Below are 24,295 nucleotides of genomic sequence, written 5' to 3'. Positions count from 1 at the left end.
GTCGCGGACCGCAGTGGCCGCCACGCCCATTGCCTGCGGCGGATCTTTCTTGCCCGAGCCGGGCCGGGCTGCTAACCCGGCAGGCGGAGCCTTGCGGATTGACCGGACATGCCTCTGGACGTCTATCTCAACATCGTCGCGTCCGGTCTGCTGACCGGGCTGGTGTACGGGCTGGCGGCGCTCGGGCTGTCGGTGATCTTCGGCGTGGTGCGCGTCGTCAACTTCGCCCACGGCGAGATGATGGTGGCCGGCATGTACGGCGCCGTGCTGCTGTTCGCCGCCTTCGGGCTCGACCCCGTGTTGTCGGCGCCGCTGGTGGCGGCGGTGCTGTTCGCCTTCGGCTACGCCTTGCAGCGCGGCCTGGTGAACCGCTTCGTGGAGCGGCCGGAGCACATGCAGTTCATCCTGCTGCTGGGCGTGGCGACCATCCTGCTGAACGCGCTGCTGATGATCTTCGGACCGGATTCCCGCGGCGTCCACGTGGATTACGCCTTCGACGCGGTGGAGATCGGGCCGCTGATGCTGGACGCCGTGCGCGTCCACGCCGGCATCGGCGCCGTGGTCGTGGCGGCGGCCCTGTTCGCCTTCTTCCGCTACAGCCGCACCGGCAAGGCGATCCGCGCCTGCGCCGACAACCCGCTGGGGGCGCGGGTGGTCGGGCTGAACCTGGACGGGCTGTACGCCTTCACCTTCGGCATCGGCGCCGCCGTGGTCGGCATCGCCGGCACGCTGATGACGCTGATCGTCGAGGTGCGGCCGCAGGCGGCGCCGGAATACACGCTCCTGTCCTTCATCATCGTCATCGTCGGCGGCCTGGGCAGCCTGCCCGGCGCCCTGCTGGGCGGCGTGCTGATCGGGGTGACCGAGGCGCTGGCCGGCTTCCTGCTGGTGCCCTCCATGAAGACGCTGGTCAGCTACGCCGTCCTGATCCTGATCCTGTTGCTGCGCCCGCAGGGGCTGCTGGGGAGGCGCTCGTGACCCGCCGCGGCGCGCTGCTGTTCGTCCTGTTCGTGGCGGCGTTGCTGGCGGTGCCGCTGGTCGCCGACCGCTATGTGGTCAGCGTGCTGACCACGGTGCTGTGGTTCGCCTATGTCGGGCAGGCGTGGAACGTGATGATGGGCTTCTCCGGCCTGCTGTCGCTGGGGCATGCCCTGTACGTCGGGCTGGGGGCCTACGTCAGCGCCGCCCTGTTCGTGCATTTCGGCATCGGGCCGTGGCTGGGCTTGTGGGCGGCCATGGCGGTGGCGGTGGCGGCCGGCGCCTTCATCGGCTTCCTCGGTTTCCGCTTCGGCGTGCGCGGGGTGCATTTCGCCCTGCTGACCATCGCCTTCGCCGAGGTGGCGCGCATCGCCTTCGATCATCTCGCCTGGACCGGCGGCTCGGGCGGCTTCTTCATCCCCGTCGATGCCGCGGGCGGCGACGACCTGCTGAACCTGCGGGGCTCGCCGACCCTGTTCTACTATGTGGCGCTGGGGCTGACGCTGGGGGCGCTGGCGCTGGCGCGGGTGCTGCTGCACAGCCGGCTCGGCTACCGCTGGCTGGCCGTGCGCGAGGATGCGGAGGCGGCCGAGGCGGTGGGGGTGAACCTGTTCGCTGCCCGCATGTGGGCGGTCATGGTGTCGGCCGCGCTGACGGCCGTGGGCGGCGTGTTCCAGGCGTTCTATTTCAACACCCTGTTCCCGGAGCAGGTGTTTGCCATGGGCCGCTCCATCGAGATCATCCTGCCCGCCATCGTCGGCGGCATCGGCACCCTGTTCGGGCCGATCCTCGGCGCCTTCATCCTGACCCCGCTGGGCGAGGGGCTGACCCACGCCATCGCCCTGACCGGCGTCGACGTGCCGGGGCTCAAGCTGCTGTTCTACGGCACCGCGCTGGTGGTCATCGTGGTGTTCCTGCCCGACGGCGTTTGGCCGTGGCTGGCCGCCAGGCTGCGCCTGACCCGGCGCCCCGGAGAGGATGACCCGTCATGACCGCGCTCCTGGAGGTCGAGGGCCTGTCCAAGCGATTCCGCGGCCTGAAGGCGGTGTCGGACGTCGGCTTTGCCGTGCCGCAGGGCGCCATCGTCGCGCTGATCGGCCCCAACGGTGCCGGCAAGACCACCACCTTCAACCTGATCGCCGGCGTCTTCCCGCCCGACGAGGGCAGCGTGCGCCTGCAGGGCCGCTCCATCGCCGGGCTGAAGCCGCACCGGGTCTGCGCCGCCGGCATCGGCCGCACCTTCCAAATCGTCAAGCCCTTCGGCAACCTGACGGTGGAGGAGAACGTGGTGGTCGGCGCGCTGGCCCGTGAATCCGCCGTGGAGCCGGCGCGGCGCCTGGCGCGCGCGGTGCTGGCCCGCCTGGGCCTGGCCGACCAGGCGTCACGCCCGGCGCGCAGCCTGACGCTGCCCGACCGCAAGCGGCTGGAGGTGGCGCGGGCCCTCGCCACCCGGCCGACCCTGCTGCTGCTGGACGAGGTGCTGGCCGGGCTGCGGCCGACCGAGGTCGACCGCATGGTCGAGGTGCTGCGCGACCTGAACCGCAGCGAGGGCCTGACCATCCTGATGATCGAACACGTCATGCGCGCCGTCATGGCCCTGTCGGACCATGTGGTGGTGCTGGACCACGGCGAGAAGATCGCCGAGGGCAAGCCGGACGCCATCGCCGCCGACCCGCGGGTGATCCGGTCCTATCTGGGGACGGAGGCCCTTTAGGGAGGTTCACGCCATTCGGAACTGCGGGTGCCGGTCGCAGCCGCTGGATGCCGCCGGGCGGCGGGGCAGGGCGGTGGCGGGCGGGTCGCCCTCGGGGGGCAGCACGATGTGCAGCGCCTCCGCCGTGTCCTCGTGCAGCGCGATGGACACCCGCGGCGACAGCACCAGCTTGAACTCCGCCTCCAGCGTGGCGCGGGGATCGGCGTAGAGGCGCGCCCGGAACGTCGGGTCGTCGGCCAGCTTTTGGCGGATCCTTGCTTCCACCTGCGATCGATGCAGCACGGTTGCCTCCCATATTGTTCGTTTCGTAAACATTATCACGGGGACGCCGCCCGGGTCGGTGGCGCAAACTGTCACAGCCCGTTCGGGGGGGATGCATGCTGCCTCAAGGAGGTACCTACGACGCGATCACCGCGCGTTTCCGCTGGTCGGTGCCGGAGCGTTACAACATCGGCGTCGACGTTTGCGACCGACCGGCCGAGCGCAACCCCGACGCCACCGCCCTGATCGTCCGCCGGCGCGACGGCGCCGTGGTCGAGCACAGCTTCGCGGACATCCGACGGGAGTCGAACCGGCTGGCCAACCTGCTGCGCGCCGGGGGCGTGCGCCGGGGTGACCGGGTGGCCGTCCTGCTGCCCCAGGCGCCGGAGACCGCCATCGCCCACGTGGCGGTCTACAAGATGGGCGCCATCGCCGTGCCGCTGTTCGTCCTGTTCGGGGTGGAGGCCCTGCTGTACCGGCTGGCCGACAGCGGTGCGTGCGCCGTGGTCACCGATGCGTCCGGCGCCGCCAAACTGGCCGCCATCCGCCCGTCGCTGCCGGCCCTGAAGACGGTGCTGTGCATCGACGGTCCCGCTGACGGGGCGGCGGACCTGCACGCCCTGCTGGCCGGGCAGCCCGACGCCTTCACGCCCGAGGACACCCGCGCCGACGATCCGGCGCTGATCATCTACACCTCGGGCACCACCGGCCAGCCCAAGGGCGCGCTGCACGCCCACCGCGTTCTGCTCGGCCATCTTCCGGGGGTGGAGATCTCCCACGACCTGTTCCCGCAGCCGGGGGACCGCATCTGGACGCCGGCGGACTGGGCGTGGATCGGCGGGCTGCTGGACGTGCTGCTCCCCGCCTGGCACCACGGCGTCGCCGTCGTCTGCCACCGGTTCGAGAAGTTCGACCCCGAGGAAGCCTTCCGGCTGATGGCGGAACTGGGCGTGCGCAACGCCTTTCTGCCGCCGACCGCGCTGAAGATGCTGCGCAGCGTCGAGAACCCCGCCGCCCGCCACGCCTTTCGCCTGCGCTCGATCGCCTCCGGCGGCGAGACGCTGGGGGCGGAGCTGCTGGACTGGGGCCGCCGCACCTTCGGCCTGACCATCAACGAGTTCTATGGCCAGACCGAGTGCAACATGATCGTCTCATCCTGCGCCGCGATCATGCCGGGCAAGCCGGGGGTGATGGGGCGGCCGGTGCCCGGCCACAGGGTGGCGGTGATCGACGATGACGGCACCGTGCTGCCGCCCGGCCGGCAGGGCGCCATCGCCGTGCATCGCCCCGATCCGGTCATGTTCCTGGAATATTGGGGCAACCCGGGGGCGACCCGCGAGAAGTTCATCGGCGATTGGCTGGTCACCGGCGACCAGGGGGTCGCCGACGCCGACGGCTACATCCGCTTCGTCGGGCGCAGCGACGACGTCATCACGTCGGCCGGATACCGCATCGGCCCCGGCGAGATCGAGGACTGCCTGCTCGGCCACCCCGCGGTGCGCATGGCCGCGGTGGTCGGCGTGCCCGACCCGCTGCGCACCGAGATCATCAAGGCGTACATCGTCCTGCAGGACGGCGCCACGCCGGGTCCGGAGCTGGAACGGGACATCCGCGACCATGTGAGGACGCGGCTGGCCGCCCACGAATACCCCCGCGCCATTGCCTTCGTCGACAGCCTGCCCATGACGACCACCGGCAAGGTCATCCGGCGGGAGTTGCGGGAACGGGCGGTGCGGGAGGCCGGCGGGGAAGGGCGGTGACGGGCCGCCGGGCCCGTCATGTCCTTTGCGCGCAGGCCGCGTCGTACAATGGCGTCCCGTCGTCGGAGACCCAGGCGTCGGGCGGCGGCAGACCGTCCGGTCCCAGCGCGGTGGTGGCGGGGGCGCGGCGGCGGCGGGCGCAGTCGACGAATTGCTGCAGGGTCAGCGTCTCCTGGTGCTCCTCGATCAGGCGGGTGGTGACCAGCAGCACATCGGGGTGGTCCGGATTGCGCCGCGTCGCCGCACCGTCCAGCACCACGAGCCCGGCGGTGCGCGGGAAGACCAGAGCCCACGGCTCCAGCACGCCGTGGTAGGGCAGCCGGTCGACCACGACGAAGCCGGCCGGCAACCCTTCGATGGTGCGCTCGGCCCAGGTGTAGCGCAGCCATATGGTGAAGCCGATCATCGCCAGCGCCGCCACCATCGGCAGCACGTACTTCGGCAGGCGGATGCGCAGCAGCCGCCCGGCGATCAGCACCGCGCCGGCGGCGGCAAAGGCCACGCTGATGATGGAAATCAATTCAAAGAACAACGGTTCGGCGTCCCTTCGTCGCAAGCCCGCCGGCGGTATCCGGCCGGACCATAATGGAAGTGATCTTTCCCGGGCCGTGTCAGAAGCGGCCGAGCTGGTAAGTGGCGGCCATGGAGGCCTGCATGGTCTTGACCACGGTGAACGCGGCCTTCAGGTGGCTGCGCTCGAAGCTCGACAGCTCGTCGGGCTCCAGAAAATTGTCGGCCTTGCGCCCTTCGCGGATCAGCCGTGCCTGGTGGCGCAACCGCGTCAGGCTGATGTATTCCAGCGCGTCGATCAGGTCGAGCGAGCCCTCCTTGCTCAGGGTACGGGCCGACGTGGCGGCGGTCAGCCGTTCGAAGGTGTTCACCGCCTTCACGCCGCCGGCCAGCGCATAGACCCGCGCCAGGTCGACGATCGGCACCACGCCGGTGTGCTTGAGGTCCAGCGCGTTGCGATGGTCGCCCCCGCTGGCCAGCACGAAATTGCGGAAGAATCCGATGGGCGGCTGGTGCGACAGGGCGTTGCGCGCCATGTACGCCTGGAAGATCCGGTTCTTGCGCGACTTCTCCAGAATGCCGGTCGACAGGTCCTCGTACAGCGACGCATCGCCGTGGACCGGGCGCAGGTCGAAGAAGACGCTGGACAGCATCAGCGCCCGCGGCTCCGGCTCCTCGATCCAGCGGCGGAAATACTCCTTCCACACCGCCAGCGGCTGGCGCCACTGGTCGGTCATGGCCATCATCTCGCCGGGACAATGGATGTAGCCGCAGGTGTTCAGCCCGTCGCACACGAAGCGGCTGAGATCGCGGAAATAGGCGCCGTGCTCCGCTTCCCGGAAATCGTCGGACAGGATGAGACAGTTGTCCTGGTCGGACAGGGCGGTCTGCTCCTGCCGGGCCTGGGATCCAGCGGCCATCCAGACGTACGGTACGGGCGGCGGCCCCAGCCGCTGCTCCGCCAGGTGCAGCAGGCGCAGCGTCGTGGCGTCGGTCAGGGTCGTCACCACGCGGCCGATGCCGCGCGCCGTGCCGCCCCAGTCGGCCATCTCGTGCACCAGGTCGGGAACCCGCAGGATCACCGCCCGCAGCTCCTCGGCGGTGGTGCAGGTGTGAATGTTGCGGGCAAGGAAGAGCGGCGACGTGGTGTGGCTGTCCACCAGCGCCGAACCCGTCAGGCAGCCGGTGACCGCGTCGCCGTCCATCACCGGCAGATGGTGGATGTTGTGGCGCGTCATCAGGAGAAGGGCGTCGAACGCGTGGTCGGATGCCTGCACCCGGTGCGGCCCGTGCGTCATTACGCGGGCGACGGGGGTGGCGTAGTCCAGCCGCTCCGCCACGACGCGGCCACGCAGGTCGCGGTCGGTGAGAATGCCGGTCAGCGCGCCGCCTTCGGTTACCAGCACGCAGGACACCCGCTGGTCGCGCATCACGCAGGCGGCCTCGTGCACCGATGCGGCCGCGTCGATCGTCACGGGGCCGCGGGTGATCAGCGCCCCCACCCGCTTGGTCAGCAGGTCGAGATTGCGCGGCGCGCCGGTGGACTCGTACGAATCGCGCAGGCGTCCGCCGTCGAAGGCGGCGAAATGATAGGCGAAGGGCGGGTGGTCGCGGCGCAGCCGGTCGAACACGGCAACCGGCAGGCGGAGCAGGCGCGCGTCCTCGATCACGTCGCTGCGGTTGACGGCGACACCGCCCCGCAGAATGGCGCGGACACCGAAGCACTCGCCCTCGCCCAGGCGCGCCAGGAGCTGACCGTCGGGGTCCCGCGTCTCCACCGCGCCGGAGCGCACCACGTACAGGCAGTCGACCGCGTCGCCCGGATTCATCACGACGGTGCCGGGGGCCAGGTCCACCGCGGTCACCGTACCGGCGATCTCCGCCAGCACATCGGCCGGCAGCAGGTCGAAGGGGTGGTGGACGCCGAGAAAGGCGCTGATATCGGTTTTGGCGGCGTCCATGACGGACCTGCTCCGGATCGCTGGGGCGGTGGAATCGTGCGAAAGTTATACAGCCCTTCGCCCCGAAAAAGAAGACGGGCCCCGAGGAAACCTCGGGGCCCGCTTGCGATGGCCGGACCGGATCGGTCGCGGTCGATCAGTGGCTGTGCGCGGAGCCGGCGCCGGCCGGGAGGCGGATCTGCTCGATCAGCTCCTGGACTTCCTGCGGCGGGGCCGCGGTCACCTTGCTGACCGCGTAGGCGACCACGAAGTTGATCAGCATGCCGACCGAGCCGATGCCCTCCGGCGAGATGCCGAACAGCCAGTTGGCCGGGATGTCCGCCGCGAACGGCGTGATGAACACACCCTTGAAGTACAGGATGTAGCCCATCGTGAACACCAGGCCGGTGATCATGCCGGCGATGGCGCCCTCGCGGGTGATGGTCTTCGAGAAGATGCCCATCAGGATCGCCGGGAAGAGCGACGCGGCGGCCAGACCGAAGGCGAAGGCCACCACCTGGGCCACGAAGGCCGGCGGGTTGTAACCGAGGTAACCGGCGATCATGATCGCCACCGCGGCGGCGATGCGGCCCGCCATCAGCTCGCTCTTTTCCGTCATGTTCGGTATGAGCGTGCTCTTGAGCAGGTCATGCGAGATGGCGGCGGAGATCACGAGCAGCAGACCGGCGGCGGTGGACAGCGCCGCGGCGATGCCGCCCGCGGCCACCAGCGCGATGACCCAGTTCGGCAGACCGGCGATCTCGGGGTTCGCCAGCACCATGATGTCGCCGTTGACGGTCAGCTCGTTGCCGCGCCAGCCGTAGGATTCGGCGGTGGCAGCGAACGCCGGGTTCTTGTCGTTGTAATACTGGATGCGGCCGTCGCCGTTCTTGTCCTCGAACTTCAGGAGGCCGGTCGGCTCCCAGCGCTTGAACCAGTCCGGACGCTCGGCGTAGGCGAGGTTGCCGTCGGGCGAGCCGACTTCGCCGGTCTGGATGGTGGCCGTCAGGTTGTAGCGGGCCATGGCGCCCACGGCCGGGGCGACGGTGTACAGCAGCGCGATGAAGATCAGCGCCCAGCCGGTGGAAGAGCGAGCGTCACGCACCTTGGGCACCGTGAAGAAGCGCACGATCACGTGCGGCAGACCGGCGGTGCCGACCATCAGCGCCAGGGTGATGGCGAAGATGTCGATCGTGGACTTGTTGCCCTGGGTGTACTCGTTGAAGCCGAGGTCGGTCACCACCTGGTTCAGGCGGTCCAGCATGTAGCCGCCCGAGGTCAGCTCCGAGCCCATGGCGATCTGCGGCACCGGGTTGCCGGTGAGCTGGAAGGCGATGAACACGGCGGGGACCGTGTAGGCGGAGATCAGCACGACGTACTGCGCCACCTGGGTGTAGGTGATGCCCTTCATGCCGCCCAGCACGGCGTAGACGAACACCACCGCCATGCCGACCACCAGGCCGGTGGCGATGTCCACCTCGAGGAAGCGGGAGAACACGATGCCGACGCCGCGCATCTGGCCGGCGACGTAGGTGAAGGAGATGAAGATCAGGCAGACGACCGCGACGAGGCGGGCCGCCTTGGAGTAATAGCGGTCGCCGATGAATTCCGGCACCGTGAACTTGCCGTACTTGCGCAGGTACGGAGCCAGGAGCATGGCGAGCAGCACGTAGCCGCCGGTCCAGCCCATCAGGTACACCGAACCGCCGTACCCGAGGAACGCGATCAGGCCGGCCATCGAGATGAACGACGCGGCGCTCATCCAGTCGGCCGCCGTGGCCATACCGTTGGCAACGGGATGCACGCCCTTGCCGGCCACGTAGAATTCACCGGTGGTGGACGCCTTCGCCCAGATGGCGATCGCGATGTAAAGCGCGAAGCTGGCGCCGACGACGAGATAGGTAAGAGTTTTCAGATCCATGGTCCGCCGTCTCCCGGTCAGTCTTCGTGCACGCCGTGGTCACGGTCGATCTTGTTCATGCGGATCGCATAATAGAAGATCAGCACGATGAACACGTAGATCGACCCCTGCTGGGCAAACCAGAAACCCAACTGGAACCCACCGATGCGGATGCTGTTGAGAGCATCGGCAAACAGGATTCCGGCGCCGTACGACACGAGGAACCAGACGACGAGGCAGCCGAGGATCAGACGCAGCGACTCCTGCCAATAGGCCGCTGCGGAATTTGATTTGTCCACATTGTACTTGTGGTCATTCATGGAGTGTCCTCCCACGACGCAATGTTTGTCGTTCCACACCGCCGGGCCTGCGGTGGGTAATAGCCCGGCGATGCCCCCCGGGGCGGTAGCCCCAACACGCCACAACCCAATACAGGATTTCTCTGCGCGCGTCGAGAAAAACGCTGCGTCTGAATCGTATTGGCATGAAATCGTGCCGGGATGGGCTTTCCGCGGCAGCGGCAGTCGGAAATGCTTGGTCTGCGAGCAGAGGAAGTCGAGAGATCGGCGCCGTACCGGCCCTGTAAATCAGCAGGAATAAAACCACTATATGCGGTGCACAAACGGGCGAATCGGTCCGCCAAGTCAGAACTTGCGCTTTAAATAATGCCATTGGTGATACTGCCCCGAAGGGCGCGGGCAGAGGTCGTAACCGGCCATGAGGTTGACGGAATCGGAGCGAGTGTGTACGGTCAACTGGTGCGGGAGTCAGGGTGCTGCGGAAGCGGCCGATCGGCGCCGCGCGCCGGGCGCCGCGGTGCGGCTCGCCCATGTGCAAGATCATCTGCCACGCAGGGGCTGCCTGCTGTCGGGTGGTTGTTTTGTACTACTGACGCAGATTTCAGGCGGCAGTAGTTTCTAGCGTTATCTTGCAGTGTTGACCTCTGATTTAAACTCGTCTTCACCTCGGCTTCGGCCGGGGTGGGGCTTTTTTGTCCGCAATTGAAATAGTCACATTCGGAAATGGTTCGTCCCGCTTCACCGGTGCGGGGTGCCGGTCGGCGGCGGCGCTCAGAACAGGGAAAGCTGGTCGCCGGGCGCCGGCGGCGGACGGAAGCGCCCGGTATCGAGCCCGCCCCAGCGCTCCCCCAGTCCCAGGCGGCGGCAGGCGAGAGCGAAGCGCCGGGACAGCATGGCGGCGTAGGCGCCGCGGCCGGTCATCCGCCGGCCGAATCCGGATTCATAAAGGGCACCGCCGCGGCAATCGCGAATCAGGCTGAGAACCCGCTCCGCGCGCTCCGGCGCGTGCTCGTGCAGCCACGCGTCGAACAGGGGCCCCAGCTCGCGGGGCAGGCGGATGAGGATGGTGTTGGCCCCGCGCGCCCCGGCATCGGCCGCCGCCTCCAGGATCGTCTCCATTTCATGATCCGTCAGGCCGGGCACCACGGGCGACACCAGCACGGCCACCGGCACTCCGGCCCCGGCCAGGCGGCGGATGGCGTCGAGGCGCCGCGCCGGGGTGGGCGCGCGCGGCTCCATCCGCCGTGCCAGATCGCGGTCCAGGGTCGTGACGGACACGCACACATGGACCAGGCGGCGTGCCGCCATTCCCGACAGCAGGTCGATGTCGCGCAGCACCAGATCCGACTTGGTGACGATCCCCACCGGGTGCTCGAAGCGGTCCAGCACCTCCAGGATGCGGCGCGTCAGGCCCAGCCGGCGCTCCACGGGCTGGTAGGGGTCGGTGTTGGCGCCCAGCGCGATGGTCTGCGGGCGGTAGCCCTTTGCGCGCAGCTCGCGTTCCAGCAGCGCCGGGGCATCGGGCTTGTGGAACAGCCGCGTCTCGAAGTCCAGCCCCGGCGACAGGCCGAGATAGGCGTGGCTCGGCCGTGCGAAGCAGTAGATGCAGCCGTGCTCGCACCCGCGGTAGGGGTTGAGCGAGCGGTCGAACGGCACGTCCGGCGACTCGTTGCGGGCGAGCACGGTGCGGCTGGTGTCGACGGTGAGCGTCGTGCGCAGGGGCGGCAGGTCCGGGTCGCAGGCCGACCCCCAGCCGTCATCGGCGGCGACCCGCGTCTGCCGCTCGAAGCGGCCGTCGGGGTTGCCCACCGCCCCGCGCCCCTTGTGCGCCCGATCCGGCAGCTCGTCCATCATGGGGGAAACATGCCCCCTCAAAACGAACAAATCAAGAACAAATCCGGCGGTGGTCGGGGCGCCGCGACCGCTCAGGCGGATCGGGTGGACGGCAGGGCGCACACCTCCCGGACGCACTCACGCAGCCAGCGGTGCCCCGGATCGGCGTCCATCCGCGGGTGCCACAACAGCGATACCGTGATGTCCGGCAGCGATACGGGCAACCCGAACAGGATCATGCCGTCGCACAGGCGACCCGCGTACCGTTCGGGAACGTCGGCGATCAGGTCCGATGCGCGCGCCAATGCCAGCGCTTCGGAGAAGCTGGAGACCACCGTGGCGATGGTTCGTGCCAGCCCCGCGGTGGCAAGAGCCTCGTCGATCGGACCATGTTCGTGCCCGCGCCGGGATACCAGGACGTGCCGGCCGGCCGCGTAGCGCTGCGCCGTCACCGGCCCGGTGCCGAGCGGGTGTCCCGCGCGCACCGCCCCGACGAAGCGGTCGCGGAACAGCGTCCGCGCCCGGATCTCCGGCCCGGTGGCATCGCCGATGACACCGGTTTCCAGGTCGATGCCGCCGTCGCGCAACGGCGCGCTGTCCCTGTCCGGCTTCGGCACGAATCGCAACCGCACCCCCGGCGCCTGTTCGCCGATGCGGGAGATCAGGGCCGGCCCGAACGTCTCGACGAAGCCTTCCCGGTTCCTCAACGTGAAGGTTCGCACAAGCCGGCCGGGGTCGAGGGGTGCCGCCGGCCGCAGAACCGCTTCGGCGTCATGCAGAAGCTGACCGACGGACCGGCGCAGTTCGAGGGCGCGGGGTGTCGGGACGAGCCCGCGTCCGGCCCGGACGAGCAGCGGATCACCGGTGGCGTCCCGCAGGCGTGCCAGCGCGCGGCTGGTTGCCGACGGGCTCAGGCGCAGGCGTCGTGCGGCCCCCGCGACGCTGCCTTCGCCGAGAAGCGCATCGAGGGTGATCAGCAGGTTGAGGTCGGGCCCGGCCATGGCGCGACCATAGCACCGATCGGTCCGCATGGGGCGTTCCATGCACGAATAATCTGCAAAGCGTGCGCGTTCCGCACGGTTCCGGGCCATGCCAGGGTTTCGTGCGCTCCGATCGGGGAGCGCCGGTCGATGGAGGTCAGGGGTGAAGCCTGTCATGGCGAAGGGAGACGCGCAAACCGGGGCCGCAGCGGCGCAGGAATCATCGGCTCGGTGGGCACTCGGCGCACTGGCGCTGACGATGCTGCTGCCGTCGCTCGGCATCAGCATTTCGGGGGTTGCGCTGCCAGCGGTGTCGCGGGCGTTCGACGCCTCCTTCCGGGAGGTTCAATGGATCGTCATCATCTATCTGATCGCGACGACCGTCACGATCGTCGGCGCCGGGCGGCTGGGCGATGTTGCGGGGCGCCGGCGGATGCTGTCGGCGGGGTTGACGCTGTTCACGCTGGGGTCCGTCCTGTGCGGCATCGCACCGACCCTGTGGATGGTCATTGCGGCCCGGGCCGTGCAGGGACTTGCGGCGGCCGTCCTGATGGCCCTCACCGTGGCGCTGGTGCACGAGGTGGCCGCAAAGGAACGGACCGGGCGGGCCATGGGGCTGCTCGGGTCCATGTCCGCGCTCGGCACGGCGCTCGGCCCGTCGCTGGCCGGCGCCCTGTTGGACGGGCCCGGCTGGCGGGCGGTCTTTCTCGTGATGGTGCCGCTGGGAATCCTGAACCTGTTCCTCGTCCGCCGCTGCCTGCCCCCACCCGTTCCCGCCGCCCTGCCGACGAACACGGCCGGAGGGGAGCGGTTCGACGGTACGGGCACGCTTCTCCTCGGTCTGACGCTCACCGCCTACGCCCTGGCCGTCACGGCCGGACGCTCCTTCGGCGCGGTCAACGCCATCCTGCTGGTGGCTGCCGTATCGGGGGCGGGCCTCTTCGCGCTGGTGCAGGCTCGGGCGGAATCGCCGTTGATCCCCCCGTCTGTGTGGCGTGACGGGAGCCTGAGGATCGGCCTGGTGACGAACGCGGTCGTTGCATCGGTGATGATGGCAACGTTGGTGGTCGGGCCGTTCTATCTGTCGCTGGCGCTGGGACTGTCCGAGTCCGGTGTCGGCATCGCGATGTCGGTGGGGCCGGTCGTATCCGTGCTGAGCGGCGCCCCGGCGGGCCGGATGGTCGATCGCCGGGGGGTGCGGGCGGTGGTCATTGCCGGGCTGGTCATCCTGGCCGCCGGGGCGTTCGGTCTGGCCGTCCTGCCGGAGCGCTTCGGGCTGGCAGGCTATATCGCGGCCATCGTCGTGCTGACTCCGGGGTACCAACTGTTCCTGGCCGGGAACACCACGGCGGTGATGAGGAACGTCCCTGCCGACCGGCGCGGTCTCGTCTCCGGGGTGCTCAATCTGTCGCGCCAGATCGGGTTGATCACCGGAGCATCGGCCATGGGCGCGCTGTTCGCGGTGGCATCGGGGGCGGGCGACGGTGCGACCGCGGCACCGGAGGCCGTTGGCACGGGTATACGGGCCGTGTTCGCCACCGCGGGCGTGCTGATCGCCGCCGCGACCGTTGCGGTTCTCCGTGCCGGCGCGGGGCGTCCGGCGCTGCCGGACGGCAACCGGTGAGGGCCGTCACACCGTCGGGGATTGCACCCGGGGGGGGGCGGCGCACCCGTCCCTCCCCCACGACCGGGCGCGGGGGAGGGTGGGGCGAACCCGGCTTTGGCGGCGCGGCACCGTCAGCGGGTTGCCCGGTTGGCTGCGCTGACCAGGGCGCGCAGCGAGGCGGTGACGATGTCCGGGTCGATGCCGACGCCGAACAGGGTTTTCCCGTCGCCGGCGCGGACCTCAACATAGGCGGCGGCCTGGGAGTCCTCGCCGGTGGTGACGGCGTGCTCCCGGTAGTCCACCACGTGGATGTCGATGCCCATATCGCGGCGCAGGCTGTCCAGGAAGGCGTCGATGGGCCCGGTGCCCCGGCCCCGGATGGTCACCGGCCGGCCGTCCCGCATCACCACCGACGTCAGCGTACGCGGCCCCGACCCCGGCCCGCGCGGCTCGGTCGCGTGCTCGACCAGGGCCAGGGGCCGTTCGTTGTCCAGGTACTCCGTGCGGAACGCGTCCCAGATCCGGGCGGGCGTCAGCTCCTTGCCGGTTTCGTCGGCGATCCGCTGGACGATCCCGGAGAACTCGATCTGCAGGCGGCGGGGGATCTGCAGCCCGTACTCGGTTTCCAGCACATAGGCGATGCCGCCCTTGCCGGACTGGCTGTTGATGCGGATCACCGCCTCATAGCTGCGGCCGATGTCCTGCGGGTCGATGGGCAGGTAGGGCACCTCCCACTTGCCGGAATTGGACGTGGCCAGCGCCTTCAGCCCCTTGTTGATGGCGTCCTGGTGGGACCCGGAGAAGGCGGTGAACACCAGTTCGCCCGCATAGGGGTGGCGCGGGTGGACGGGCAACTGGGTGCAATGCTCCGCCACCCGGCGGATGGCGTCGATGTCGTCGATCACCAGGCCGGGATCGACGCCCTGGGTGAACAGGTTGAGCGCCAGGGTGATGACGTCGACGTTGCCGGTGCGCTCACCGTTGCCGAACAGGGTGCCCTCGACCCGGTCGGCGCCGGCCAGCATCCCCAGTTCGGCGGCGGCGACGCCGGTGCCGCGGTCGTTGTGGGGATGCAGGCTGATGATGAAGCGCTCGCGCCCCTTGATGGTGCGGCAGAACCACTCGATCTGGTCGGCGTGCACGTTGGGCGTCGACATCTCCACCGTCGCCGGCAGATTGATGATCATCCGCTTCTCCGCCGTCGGCTGCCACACCTCGGCGACCGCTTCGCAGACCTCCACGGCGAAGTCCAGCTCGGTGCCGGTGAAGCTCTCCGGCGAATATTGCAGGACGATCTCGGTCTCCGGGCAGGTTGCCGCCAGTTCCCGGATCAGCCGGGTGCCCGCCCGGGCGATGTCGATGATCCCCTGCCGGTCCATGCCGAAGACGACGCGGCGCTGCAGCTCCGAGGTGGAGTTGTAGACATGGACGATGGCGCGCTTCGCCCCGCGGATGCCTTCGAAGGTGCGGCGGATCAGCTCCTCGCGCGCCTGGGTCAGCACCTGGATGGTGACATCGTCGGGCAGGCGGCCGCTCTCGATCAGGTCGCGGCAGAAGTCGAAGTCGGTCTGCGAGGCGGCCGGGAAGCCCACCTCGATCTCCTTGAAGCCCATGCGGACGAGCTGGTCGAACATCGCCCACTTGCGATCCGGCCCCATGGGTTCGATCAGCGCCTGGTTGCCGTCGCGCAGATCGACCGAACACCACATGGGCGCCCGGTCCAGGGTGCGGTTCGGCCATTGGCGATCGGCCAGCGTCACGGGCCGGAAGGGCGTGTACTTTTCGGTCGGCATGCGTCGGGTGCCGGCGGCGGCGGCGGGATCGGTGATGTGGTTCATGGCGCTGCTGCTCCGTGGGTCCCGCCGATGGGGCGGGGGCGTCTCGTCTCGGTGCCGCCCCGTCAGGCGGCGATGGAACGACCGGCGCGGCTCACGGCCGCCGAGCCGCCGGGAGGGCTCGGCGACCGCCCGTAAGTCGCAGCGCGCGCAGGGTTCCGGTGGGCCGGGAGATCGGACGTCGACAGTGGGCGCTCATGGGACAGGGATGCTTCGACCTGTTGCAGGATTAAGGGAACACGGCTTGCCCGGACGCCGTCAGAGCGCCGGGTCGGTAAGTCGAAGCGTGTTCGTGCGGTCGAAGTGTCGCATGGCCGGTAATCTGCTGACGCCTGCGGCACCTGTCAAGCCGCGTTGCGGCATGGCTGGGTCCGGCCCCCGGCCGAAGGGGCGGCAAGGGGATCCGCCGGGCCCCGCGGGACGAAGGCGGCGTCGCGCCTGTTGTTGGTTGCGCAACGACACCATCACGATAGGGCGACCATGCTGAAGAAGATCTCGGTCGACACCGTCAGACGCGCCGCCGACCTTGCGTCGGACGCCGCGGCGGACCGCGAGCGCTACCTCGCCGGCATGTACAACATCGAACTGGAGGAGCAGCGCCGGGAGCGCGGCTCGCGCAACCCTACCGACCTCGACGCCCTGAACATCATGTCCGACGGCGCCAGCGCGGCGCTGGACGAACTCCAGAGCATGCTCGCCGGTCTATCGGCGGAGGAACGCACGGAGCTGCGCGCCGTCATGCTGGTAGGGCGCGGCGATTACGCCGGCAAGGAATGGGACGATGCCCTGGCCGAGGCCGGGCGCCCGCCCGACGCCTCCGACTATAGGGACATCGTGGAGAAGGTGGATCTGCACGCCTACCTGACCAAGGGGCTGTACGAGCTGAAGCTCGCCGGCAACGGCGGCGGCGGAGGAGGGCGGTGATCGGCACGGTCCGGCGGTCGGCCGGACACGGCATGGCCGGGACCGCCGAACGCTGGACCGCCATCATGGGCGGCGTGGTGCTGGGCCTTGCCGGAGCGCGGCGTGGTGACTGGCTCGGCCTCGCCCTGGCGGCGGCGGGTGGCGGCCTGGTGCTGGCGGGTGCCGGCGCGGTGCCGCTGGCGGAGCGGGTGCGCGACGCCGCCGCCATGCGGCGCGCGCACCCGGAGCCGCGCACCGTGCAGGCCAACGTCACCATCCGGGCGGGACGGGAGGCGGTGTTCCGCCATTGGCGCAACCTCTCCCATCTGCCCCGTCTGATGGACCATCTGGACCGGGTGGAGGTGTTGTCGGCCACCCGGTCGCGCTGGGTTGCCCGTGGCCCCGGCGGCGTGCCGGTGGTCTGGCATTCGGTGATCGACAAGGAGCGGCCGGACGAACTGATCTCCTGGCACACCGAGGAGGGTGCCGACCTGCCGCACCGCGGGTCGGTGCTGTTCCGCGACGCGCCGGGCGGCCGCGGCACCGAGGTGAGCTTCACCCTGGCCTACGATCCGCCGGGCGGCGCCGGCGGGCGGGCCGTCGCCGCGCTGTTCGGCGCCGCGCCGGAGCAGCAGGCCCGCGAGGCGTTGCGCCGCCTGAAGTGCTTGATGGAGACGGGCACGCAGCCCACCATCGCCGGCCAGCCCCGCGGCGGCCGTGCCCCGGGGGACAGGAAACGATGAAAGCGCTCTGCTGGAACGGCATCGACGATCTGCGGGTGGAGCGGGTGCCCGACCCCGCCATCCTCGATCCCGGCGACGCCATCGTCCGGGTTCGGCTCTCCTCGGTCTGCGGGTCCGACCTGCCCCTGATCTCCGGCCGCATGCCCACCATGAAGCCCGGCGACATCCTCGGCCGGGAGTTCCTGGGGGAGGTGGTGGAAACCGGTCCCGCGGTGCGCCATCGCGGGCGCGGCGACCGGGTCATCGTTGCCGCCGCCATCGGCTGCGGCAAGTGCCGGTTCTGCCAAACCGGACGATCGGCGCTGTGCGACAACTCCAACCCGCAACCGGAGTGGACGGAGAGCGCGTACGGCCATGGCACGGGCGGTGCCTTCGGTTCCGGCCATGCCTTCGGCGGCTACGCCGGCAGCCATGCGGAGTATGTCCGCGTGCCCTTCGTCGACCACAACGGCATCAGGGTGCCGGACGGCATTCCCGACGAGACGGCGGTGTTCGTGTCCGGCGCCGTGCCGACCGGCTTTGCGGCCGCGGACATGGCGCGGATCGAACCGGGCGACGTGGTGGCGGTGTGGGGTTGCGGCGGCGTCGGCCAGATGGCGATGCGTTGCGCCCGCCTTCTCGGTGCGGCGGGGGTGATCGGCATCGACCGCCGCCCGGACCGTCTCGAGGCGGCGCAGATGAAGGCCGGAGCCGAGCCGCTGGACGACACACGCGTCGACTTGTTCGACGCGCTGCAGGCGATGACCGGCGGGCGCGGTCCGGACGTGTGCATCGACGCGGTCGGCATGACGGCAGAGGGGACGGAAGGGGCGGTGCTGCGCGCCATGGTCGCGTGCTGCCGCAAAGGCGGCACGCTGTCCGTTATCGGCGACCACGCCGGCCATATGGACCGGTTCCCCATGGGGGCCGCTGTGAACAAAGGGCTTACGATCCGCATGGGGCCGCCCGACGGTCGGCACACCGCCGAGCGTCTGTTCGGGCTCATCGGGTCGGGGGACCTCGATCCCTCCTATCTGATGACGCACAAATGGCCGCTCGACGACGCAGCGCGCGGCTACCACATGTTCAGAACCAGGACCGACAACTGCATGAGGGTGGTCTTCGCACCGTGAAGGCCGCGAACAGGATGAACATCATCTACGCCTATCCCAGCGACCGGGGCCATTCGGTCCAGTCCGACGTGCTCGGCCTGCTGCGCGCCCGCTTCGGCGGCGTGGAGACGCGCGCCACCGAGGTGCGCGATTCCCTGCACGGCAACGGCACCGACACGGTGGTGACGGTGGAGGTGGGCGAGGTCCACCGGGAGGCCGCCATCGCCACCATCCGCTCCCATCCCGACGTCATCGACGCCGCACCCGAGAGTTTCGGCGAGCGGGCGTGACCGCAGGGGCCGGCATTTCCGTCACCCGCCGGCCGGCAGCACGATCTCGAAGCGGGCGCCGCCGGCGGTCGGCGGGATGCGCAGGTCGGCGCGGAGCTGTTGGGCCAACGATTGCAGCACCCGCATGCCCAGCCCGGCCGAGCCGGAAATGGTGAAGCCCTCGGGCAGGCCCGCGCCGTCGTCCTCCACCGCCAGCCGCAGGCGCCCGCCGCCGGCGCGGTCCAGCGTCACCCGGATGGCGCCGGGCGGTTGCCCGGCGTAGGCGTACTTGACGGCGTTGGTGACCAGCTCGTTCACGATGAGGCCCAGCGGGGCCATGACGTCGGCCGGCAGGTGCGCCGCAACGGCGTCGACGGTCAGGTGCCCCGGCGGCAGGCCCAGGGTCTGCGCCAGGTCGCGGCCGAGGTCGGCAAGATAGGCCGCGGCGTCCACGTCGGCACCGATCTCGGTCCGGTACAGGCGTTCATGGATCAGCGCTATGGTGGCGATGCGGGCGGCGGTTTCCTCGAACCGCCGGTCGGTGTCGCCGCCGGCCCGGTTGGATGCCTGGAGCATGACCAGGGCGGCCACCATCTGCAGCGAGTTCTTGATGCGGTGGTTCATCTCCCGCATCAGCAGATCCTTCTGGACGAGCAACTCCTCCCGTTCGGCTTCGGCACGTTTGCGGTCGCTGACGTCCTGGACGACGGCCACCGTGTAGGGCGGCCGGCCGGGCGGTGCCACCGGTGCGGTGGACAGACTGGCCCACACCACGCCGCCGTCCTTGCAGCGCAGGCGCGTCTCCATGGTGAAGGCCGGCAACTCGCCGGCGTAGAGGCGGCGGGTGAAGGCGGCGGCCACGGGCCGGTCGTCCGGGTGCATGATGTCCTGGAGCCGCAGCGTCGCCAGTTCGTCGCGGCCGTAGCCGAGGATGGACCGCAGGCGTCCGTTGGCCGCCAGGAACCAGCCGTCGCCGGCGATCTCGGCCAGACCGACGGCCGCCTGTTCGAAGGCGGCGCGGTAACGCGCCTCGCTCTCCGCCAGGGCGTCGCGGATGCGGCGCTGCTCCTCCTCCAGGCGGCGCTCCTCGTCGGTGGCGTGAAAGGTGCTGACCGCCAGGACCCGCGTGCCGGCGGCGTCGTGCACCGGCGCGGCACTGACCAGCAGATGGGTCAACCGGCCGTCGCCGCGGCGGTAGAGCATGGGCTCCAGCTCCACCGTCTCACCGGTCATGACGGCGCGGGCGATGGGGTATTCGGCGGGGGCGTAGGGGGTGCCGTCCGGGTGCAGGGCACCGTAGCGCGCGTAACCCTCATAGCTGTCGGTGTCCAGCATGGGGTGGCCGAGCAGCGCGATGGCCCGGGCGTTGTGCATCAGCAGCCGTCCCGACGGCGCCTCGGCGATCGCCACGCCCGCCGGCATCTGGGCCAGCACCGCGTCCAGACGCGCGCGCTCCAGGTGTTCGCGCTCGCGCGCCGCCACGCGCGCCACTGCGGCGCTCAGCAGGTTGGCGATGCTGCGCACGAACAGCACCTCGTCCTCGCGGAACGCGCGGGGCTCGCGCGAATCGGCCTCCACCACCCCCCACGGTCCGCCGTCGCCGTCGATGGGCACGTTGAGCACGGCGACGATGCCGTGTTCGCGCAGCAGGTCGGTGCGGTGGAGTTCGGCGGAGGGCGCGCGCAGGTCGGCCACCGCGACGGGTTCATCGCGGGCCAGGGCGCAGCCGGCGGCCGTGGCGGGATCGTCGGGCACCGTGGCACGGCCGACCACCCCGGACGCCCAGCCGACCCCGGCCACCACCAGCAGATCGCCGTGCTCCGGCCGCCGTTGCATGATCTTGGCAAAGGTGGTCTCGAGTCCTTCGGCGATGCGTTCCGCCGCTTCCCGCAGGAGCGTGGGCAGGTCGGGTTCCGCCAGCGCCTGCGTGCCGAAGCGCGTCAGCAGTCTCTGGTGGCGCAGGCAGGCTTGCAGCCGGTCCGGCAAATCGGGGGTTGAGGGCATACGGCGGTCCGACGTCGTTCCGGTGCCGGCGCGCGGGCGTCCGGCGTGCCCTGAGGTTAACGCGGGATTCGTCCGACGGTTTCCTGCGCCGGGTCGCGCAACCGTGGTGGATTACGGCCGGGCCGGCGTGCCGTCGGCGAGGGGGCCGTAGCTCTCGCGGCGGAACTCCTCCAGGCTGTGCTCCACCGCGTCGGCGGTGACGCCGGCCGAGCGCAGGGCCAGACCGGCCAGTTGCAGGCTGGCCTCCATGGTTTCGGGCACCACGGCCGAGGCGCCGGCGGTTTCCAGCGCGCCGCGCTGGCGCAGGTCGTGGGCGCGGGCGATGATCGGCAGGCGCGGCGCATGGGTGTGGATGGCGTCCACCGCCTTCTCCGCCGCCGACGGGCGGTTCAGCGTGATGACCGCGGCGCGCGCCCGGTCGATGCCGGCGGCGCGCAGGACGCCCGCCTGGCTGGCGTCGCCGTAATAGACGGGAAGCCCCGCCTCGCGCGCCGTGACCACCCGCTGCGGGTCGAGGTCAAGAGCCACATGGGGGATGCCGTGGCGGGTCAGCACCCGGGCCACGGCACGGCCGACGCGGCCGTAGCCGGCGATCAGCACATGGTCCTTGAGGTCGCTGGTCTCCATGCGGAACGCCTCGGTGCCCCAGCGGCGCTCGTGCCAATGGGCCAGGCGGTGGGCCAGCGCGCCGATGGCCGGAGTCAGGGCCATGGAGAAGGCGACGGTGGTGGCCAGGAGCTGCCCGGCCTCCCGGTCGAGCACGCCCAGTTCGCCCGCCCGTGTCGCCACGACGAAGGCGAACTCGCCCCCCTGGGCGAGCAGCAGCCCGATTCGCAGCGACGTCGCCGTGCCCAGCCCCGACAACCGGCACAGGGCGAACAGAAGGATGCTCTTGCCCGCCAGCAGGGCCACGGTCAGCAGGGCGATGACGGCGATCTGCGAGACCATGAACGGCAGGTCGAGCGTCATGCCGATGGTCATGAAGAACAGGCCGAGCAGCAGCCCGCGGAACGGCTCGATATCGGCTTCCACCTGGTGGCGGTAGGCGGTGTCGGCCAGCAGCAGGCCGGCCAGGAAGGCGCCCAGCGCCATGGACATGCCGGCCTCCGCGGTCAGCCAGCCGACCGCCAGCACCAGGAACAGATTGGTGGCGGTGAACACCTCCGGACTTTTGGCCGACGCGACGAACCGGTAGAGCGGCCGCACCACGAATCGGCCCAGCAGCATGATCAGGCCGATGGCGACCAGCGCCTTGGCAAGCGCCGTGGCCAGCGCCAGGGGAATCGAGGTGCTCTCGGCCGCCAGCAGCGGCAACAGCGTCAGCAGCGGCACCACCGCCAGATCCTGGAAGATCAGCACCGCCACCGACACGCGCCCGAACCGCGCCACCGTCTCGCCGCGGTCCACCAGCATCTTCAGGACCGTCGCGGTGGAGGAGAAGGACAGGGCGCCCCCCACCACCAGGGCTGCTTCCGCCGGCAGCCCCAGCGCATAGGCCGCGGCGGCGATCACCGCCGTGGTCAGCAGCACCTGCAACAGGCCCAGCCCGAAGATGAAGCGCCGCATCGCCTGCAGGCGCGACAACGGCAGCTCCAGCCCGATGGCGAACAGCAGGAAGACGATGCCGAACTCCGCCAGCACCTGCGGCACCGTCTGATCGACCACCGGTCCGGGGGTGTGGGGGCCCAGCGCCACGCCGGCCACCAGATAGGCGAGCACCGAAGGGATGCGCAGCGCCTGGAACAGCGGCACCAGCAGGATGGCCGCCAGCAGCAGGTACAGCGTGTCGAGAAGCAGGTGCGTGTCGTGCATCGGGCCCGCGGATTCAGGATGGCGCGAGAGCGGCGGAGCCCGTCGAATGGCCGATTTGCGCGGCCGCGGTCAAGCGCCGCGGGCGGCCAGCAACTCGTCGATGGCCGCGATCAACTCTTCGTTGTCGAAGGGTTTGAAGAGCAATCGGTTGGCACCGTGCATTTCCGACATCTTGAGCGAGGCGGCGGCCGGGAAATCCTCGGTCCCGCCGGACATGGCGATGATCGGTGACCCGTATCCCCCCGCCCGCAGGCGTTTGACCGTCTCGATGCCGTCGACGCCCGGCATCATCATGTCGACGACCACCAGGTCGAAGGGCTCGCGGCGCACCAGATCGAGACACGCCGCTCCGTCGCGCGCCTCGGCCACGCTGTGGCCGCTGTCCTCCAGCGCAACACGCAGCAACGCCGTCACCGCGGGCATGTCGTCGACGACCAGGATGCGGGCCATGGCGTGTGTCTCTCCCGTTTGCGGTGACCACCGTCGCGGTGCCCCGCCGCCGGTTGGGTCCAGTGATAGCCGGTGCACAAGCCCCCGATCAAGCGGCGGTCATCAGGCCGCCGCCTCGGGTTCGGCCCTGTTGCGCCGGCCGTTGCGCCCGGCCCGGCGCGCCAGCAGGGTGCGCAGGATCTGGTCCAGCGCCGCCGCCATGGCCCTGTGGTCGTGTTCGCCCAGCGTGCCCACGGCCGCGGCCAGTTCGTTCAGGGGATCGTGGGCCAGCAGCCCGCGGCCTTCGTCGGTCAGCACCAGGCTGATGGTGCGGCGATCCCGCTCCCCCTTGTGCCGTTCCAGCAGACCCTTCTTGAGCAGGGCGGCAATGGTCTGGCTTGCCGTGCCCTTGGTGGTGCCGTGATACCGGGCGAAGGCGACGACGCTGCGCGCACTGGGATTCGCCCCGGCGAAATAGCGCAACGCCGCCCATTGGGCGGGATTGAGCCCCTCGGTAAAGGCGAGGCTGGCCGTGGTACGCAGCACCTGTGCCATGACCTCGGCCGTCGCGCGCGCGCTTGGGCGCATATCTCATAAACCCCTGGCTGTTCGGGCGGCGGCTAAGCGGCGTCGGGACGAAGCATAACGGCGACCGGACGGTTGATCCAGCGGGAGGACGCAGGGGACTCTGCGCCCCCGCCGGGAAACCCCGAGGGCCATGCCTCATGCGCGCATCATTATTCTCTCACCGCGCCGGTATGACAAGGACGCCGACGTCCGCCGGGCGGGTCGAAAAAAAGCCTGGACAGGCCCGGCAGGCCCGACTATACACCCGCTCCCGGCCGGACGGCAGGTCACCCCGCAAGGGGCGGCGCGCCACGGCCGGAGCCCCACGGAACAGATGCGGGGGGCGACGGGTGGACGAAGCGGCGACGACGTCGAAAAATAGGCTTGACGGCCTGCGGCGAACTTGCTAAAAAGACCATCCGCTGCGAGCGACGGTGTCGTTCGCGCCCCGCGGACACTTCCAGACCCAGGCAGATCCCAACCGCCGGATTTCCGGTGGTTCGGTGCGTCGGTCGGTTCCGCTGCGGGATGGATCTTTGACAAGTGAAGACGTGATTTGAGAAGGGATGCGCAGGCGGACGGGCACTGTGGTCCGGTTCACGGGAGTGGATTGGATTGTCGGGTCGTTCGCAAGTCGCATCTTGAAGGTAAGTTCAGAATCGAGCTTAGGTTTGAGGTGTGTCGCTTGAGGGCGGCCCCGAACGAGCGGTTGGGTTACGGCCCGACCGACTTGAACCTGAGAGTTTGATCCTGGCTCAGAACGAACGCTGGCGGCATGCCTAACACATGCAAGTCGAACGAAGGCTTCGGCCTTAGTGGCGCACGGGTGAGTAACACGTGGGAACCTGCCTTTCGGTTCGG

Annotated in this window: 21 protein-coding genes and 1 rRNA gene; 10 read left to right on the top strand and 12 right to left on the bottom strand. The window is 70.0% G+C overall.

Annotated elements, in window-relative coordinates; genetic code table 11:
• Positions 1-108: 108 nt before the first annotated feature.
• From G472_RS0120670 to G472_RS0120660, 3 genes are read left to right on the top strand one after another with little or no spacing between them, the layout of a single operon-like run.
• Complete coding sequence (locus G472_RS0120670) at positions 109-978, top strand: branched-chain amino acid ABC transporter permease (protein WP_029009895.1); 870 nt, start codon at positions 109-111, stop codon at positions 976-978.
• Positions 975-1,970, top strand: coding sequence for a branched-chain amino acid ABC transporter permease (locus G472_RS0120665; RefSeq protein WP_029009894.1), 996 nt, complete (start codon positions 975-977; stop codon positions 1,968-1,970). Before G472_RS0120670 ends, G472_RS0120665 begins: the two co-directional genes overlap by 4 nt.
• Positions 1,967-2,692, top strand: coding sequence for an ABC transporter ATP-binding protein (locus tag G472_RS0120660; protein ID WP_029009893.1), 726 nt, complete (start codon positions 1,967-1,969; stop codon positions 2,690-2,692). Before G472_RS0120665 ends, G472_RS0120660 begins: the two co-directional genes overlap by 4 nt.
• Before the next feature lie 6 nt (positions 2,693-2,698).
• On the opposite strand, the gene G472_RS0120655 is transcribed toward G472_RS0120660, so the two are convergent.
• Entirely contained in the window at positions 2,699-2,974 is a 276-nt protein-coding gene (locus G472_RS0120655; protein ID WP_156927194.1) for a hypothetical protein, read from the bottom strand.
• Between the two features lie 95 nt (positions 2,975-3,069).
• Between G472_RS0120655 and G472_RS0120650 the strand changes: the two genes are divergently transcribed.
• A complete protein-coding gene (locus G472_RS0120650) occupies positions 3,070-4,713 on the top strand; it encodes an acyl-CoA synthetase (RefSeq protein WP_029009891.1) in 1,644 nt (547 codons plus the stop codon).
• A 16-nt stretch (positions 4,714-4,729) separates the two neighbouring features.
• On the opposite strand, the gene G472_RS37460 is transcribed toward G472_RS0120650, so the two are convergent.
• The 6 genes from G472_RS37460 to G472_RS0120620 all read right to left on the bottom strand — a co-directional run bounded on the left by G472_RS37460 (position 4,730) and on the right by G472_RS0120620 (position 12,226).
• Positions 4,730-5,245 (bottom strand): hypothetical protein, encoded by a 516-nt coding sequence (locus G472_RS37460; protein WP_051341093.1) that lies wholly within the window; start codon positions 5,243-5,245, stop codon positions 4,730-4,732.
• A gap of 79 nt (positions 5,246-5,324) precedes the next feature.
• Positions 5,325-7,184, bottom strand: a complete 1,860-nt coding sequence (locus G472_RS0120640) for a putative nucleotidyltransferase substrate binding domain-containing protein (protein WP_029009890.1) — start codon at positions 7,182-7,184, stop codon at positions 5,325-5,327.
• A 136-nt stretch (positions 7,185-7,320) separates the two neighbouring features.
• A complete protein-coding gene (locus tag G472_RS0120635) occupies positions 7,321-9,084 on the bottom strand; it encodes a sodium:solute symporter family protein (RefSeq protein WP_029009889.1) in 1,764 nt (587 codons plus the stop codon).
• Positions 9,085-9,101: 17 nt separating this feature from the next.
• Entirely contained in the window at positions 9,102-9,383 is a 282-nt protein-coding gene (locus G472_RS0120630) for a DUF4212 domain-containing protein (protein WP_035693267.1), read from the bottom strand.
• 750 nt (positions 9,384-10,133) lie between these two features.
• The gene (locus G472_RS0120625; RefSeq protein ID WP_425387993.1) at positions 10,134-11,216 is read right to left on the bottom strand and encodes a PA0069 family radical SAM protein; all 1,083 of its coding nucleotides are present in this window, start codon (positions 11,214-11,216) and stop codon (positions 10,134-10,136) included.
• Positions 11,217-11,287: 71 nt separating this feature from the next.
• Positions 11,288-12,226 carry a LysR family transcriptional regulator gene (locus tag G472_RS0120620; RefSeq protein WP_342667952.1) on the bottom strand — a complete coding sequence of 313 codons (939 nt, stop codon included), beginning with the start codon at positions 12,224-12,226 and terminating at the stop codon, positions 11,288-11,290.
• A 124-nt stretch (positions 12,227-12,350) separates the two neighbouring features.
• Here G472_RS0120620 and G472_RS0120615 point away from each other — a divergent pair, with 124 nt between their 5' ends.
• Positions 12,351-13,799, top strand: a complete 1,449-nt coding sequence (locus G472_RS0120615; RefSeq protein WP_035693266.1) for an MFS transporter — start codon at positions 12,351-12,353, stop codon at positions 13,797-13,799.
• A gap of 113 nt (positions 13,800-13,912) precedes the next feature.
• Here the strand turns inward: G472_RS0120615 and leuA are convergent, their stop codons facing one another.
• On the bottom strand, positions 13,913-15,619 hold the full coding sequence (leuA, locus tag G472_RS0120610; protein ID WP_084536809.1) for a 2-isopropylmalate synthase: 1,707 nt from the start codon (positions 15,617-15,619) through the stop codon (positions 13,913-13,915).
• Between the two features lie 477 nt (positions 15,620-16,096).
• On the opposite strand from leuA, the gene G472_RS0120605 reads away from it, so the two are divergent.
• Genes G472_RS0120605 through G472_RS0120590 form a run of 4 tightly spaced genes read left to right on the top strand, consistent with a single transcriptional unit; the run spans position 16,097 to position 18,643 of the window.
• On the top strand, positions 16,097-16,540 hold the full coding sequence (locus G472_RS0120605) for a DUF3775 domain-containing protein (protein WP_029009883.1): 444 nt from the start codon (positions 16,097-16,099) through the stop codon (positions 16,538-16,540).
• A gap of 32 nt (positions 16,541-16,572) precedes the next feature.
• Entirely contained in the window at positions 16,573-17,262 is a 690-nt protein-coding gene (locus G472_RS34630) for an SRPBCC family protein (RefSeq protein ID WP_156927193.1), read from the top strand.
• Positions 17,259-18,374, top strand: coding sequence for an alcohol dehydrogenase catalytic domain-containing protein (locus tag G472_RS0120595; protein WP_029009882.1), 1,116 nt, complete (start codon positions 17,259-17,261; stop codon positions 18,372-18,374). The genes G472_RS34630 and G472_RS0120595 overlap by 4 nt, the downstream gene beginning before the upstream one ends.
• 14 nt (positions 18,375-18,388) lie before the next feature.
• The gene (locus G472_RS0120590) at positions 18,389-18,643 is read left to right on the top strand and encodes a hypothetical protein (protein WP_029009881.1); all 255 of its coding nucleotides are present in this window, start codon (positions 18,389-18,391) and stop codon (positions 18,641-18,643) included.
• 21 nt (positions 18,644-18,664) lie between these two features.
• On the opposite strand, the gene G472_RS0120585 is transcribed toward G472_RS0120590, so the two are convergent.
• From G472_RS0120585 to G472_RS34625, 4 genes are all read right to left on the bottom strand, one after another.
• The gene (locus G472_RS0120585; RefSeq protein WP_029009880.1) at positions 18,665-20,626 is read right to left on the bottom strand and encodes a PAS domain S-box protein; all 1,962 of its coding nucleotides are present in this window, start codon (positions 20,624-20,626) and stop codon (positions 18,665-18,667) included.
• Between the two features lie 111 nt (positions 20,627-20,737).
• A complete protein-coding gene (locus G472_RS0120580; RefSeq protein WP_029009879.1) occupies positions 20,738-22,438 on the bottom strand; it encodes a monovalent cation:proton antiporter-2 (CPA2) family protein in 1,701 nt (566 codons plus the stop codon).
• A 69-nt stretch (positions 22,439-22,507) separates the two neighbouring features.
• A complete protein-coding gene (locus G472_RS0120575; RefSeq protein WP_029009878.1) occupies positions 22,508-22,888 on the bottom strand; it encodes a response regulator transcription factor in 381 nt (126 codons plus the stop codon).
• Positions 22,889-22,990: 102 nt separating this feature from the next.
• Positions 22,991-23,422, bottom strand: coding sequence for a MarR family winged helix-turn-helix transcriptional regulator (locus G472_RS34625; protein WP_245593541.1), 432 nt, complete (start codon positions 23,420-23,422; stop codon positions 22,991-22,993).
• Between the two features lie 744 nt (positions 23,423-24,166).
• Between G472_RS34625 and G472_RS0120565 the strand changes: the two genes are divergently transcribed.
• Positions 24,167-24,295 (top strand): 16S ribosomal RNA (locus G472_RS0120565); the annotation flags it as partial.

Origin of the sequence: Azospirillum halopraeferens DSM 3675 (genome assembly GCF_000429625.1) — a bacterium.
Taxonomy (GTDB): domain Bacteria; phylum Pseudomonadota; class Alphaproteobacteria; order Azospirillales; family Azospirillaceae; genus Azospirillum; species Azospirillum halopraeferens.
Note: the sequence above shows the minus strand (reverse complement) of the source record. Positions and strands in the feature narration are given on the sequence as shown.

Bases quoted from the DNA above. Each gene is read 5' to 3' on its own strand.
- G472_RS0120670 (WP_029009895.1), top strand. From the start codon at position 109: ATGCCTCTGGACGTCTATCTCAACATCGTCGCGTCCGGTCTGCTGACC.
- G472_RS0120660 (WP_029009893.1), top strand. From the start codon at position 1,967: ATGACCGCGCTCCTGGAGGTCGAGGGCCTGTCCAAGCGATTCCGCGGC.
- G472_RS0120650 (WP_029009891.1), top strand. From the start codon at position 3,070: ATGCTGCCTCAAGGAGGTACCTACGACGCGATCACCGCGCGTTTCCGC.
- G472_RS0120640 (WP_029009890.1), bottom strand. From the start codon at position 7,184: ATGGACGCCGCCAAAACCGATATCAGCGCCTTTCTCGGCGTCCACCAC.
- G472_RS0120635 (WP_029009889.1), bottom strand. From the start codon at position 9,084: ATGGATCTGAAAACTCTTACCTATCTCGTCGTCGGCGCCAGCTTCGCG.
- G472_RS0120630 (WP_035693267.1), bottom strand. From the start codon at position 9,383: ATGAATGACCACAAGTACAATGTGGACAAATCAAATTCCGCAGCGGCC.
- G472_RS0120625 (WP_425387993.1), bottom strand. From the start codon at position 11,216: ATGATGGACGAGCTGCCGGATCGGGCGCACAAGGGGCGCGGGGCGGTG.
- G472_RS0120620 (WP_342667952.1), bottom strand. From the start codon at position 12,226: ATGCGGACCGATCGGTGCTATGGTCGCGCCATGGCCGGGCCCGACCTC.
- G472_RS0120615 (WP_035693266.1), top strand. From the start codon at position 12,351: ATGGCGAAGGGAGACGCGCAAACCGGGGCCGCAGCGGCGCAGGAATCA.
- leuA (WP_084536809.1), bottom strand. From the start codon at position 15,619: ATGAACCACATCACCGATCCCGCCGCCGCCGCCGGCACCCGACGCATG.
- G472_RS0120605 (WP_029009883.1), top strand. From the start codon at position 16,097: ATGCTGAAGAAGATCTCGGTCGACACCGTCAGACGCGCCGCCGACCTT.
- G472_RS34630 (WP_156927193.1), top strand. From the start codon at position 16,573: ATGGCCGGGACCGCCGAACGCTGGACCGCCATCATGGGCGGCGTGGTG.
- G472_RS0120595 (WP_029009882.1), top strand. From the start codon at position 17,259: ATGAAAGCGCTCTGCTGGAACGGCATCGACGATCTGCGGGTGGAGCGG.
- G472_RS0120590 (WP_029009881.1), top strand. From the start codon at position 18,389: ATGAACATCATCTACGCCTATCCCAGCGACCGGGGCCATTCGGTCCAG.
- G472_RS0120585 (WP_029009880.1), bottom strand. From the start codon at position 20,626: ATGCCCTCAACCCCCGATTTGCCGGACCGGCTGCAAGCCTGCCTGCGC.
- G472_RS0120580 (WP_029009879.1), bottom strand. From the start codon at position 22,438: ATGCACGACACGCACCTGCTTCTCGACACGCTGTACCTGCTGCTGGCG.
- G472_RS0120575 (WP_029009878.1), bottom strand. From the start codon at position 22,888: ATGGCCCGCATCCTGGTCGTCGACGACATGCCCGCGGTGACGGCGTTG.
- G472_RS34625 (WP_245593541.1), bottom strand. From the start codon at position 23,422: ATGGCACAGGTGCTGCGTACCACGGCCAGCCTCGCCTTTACCGAGGGG.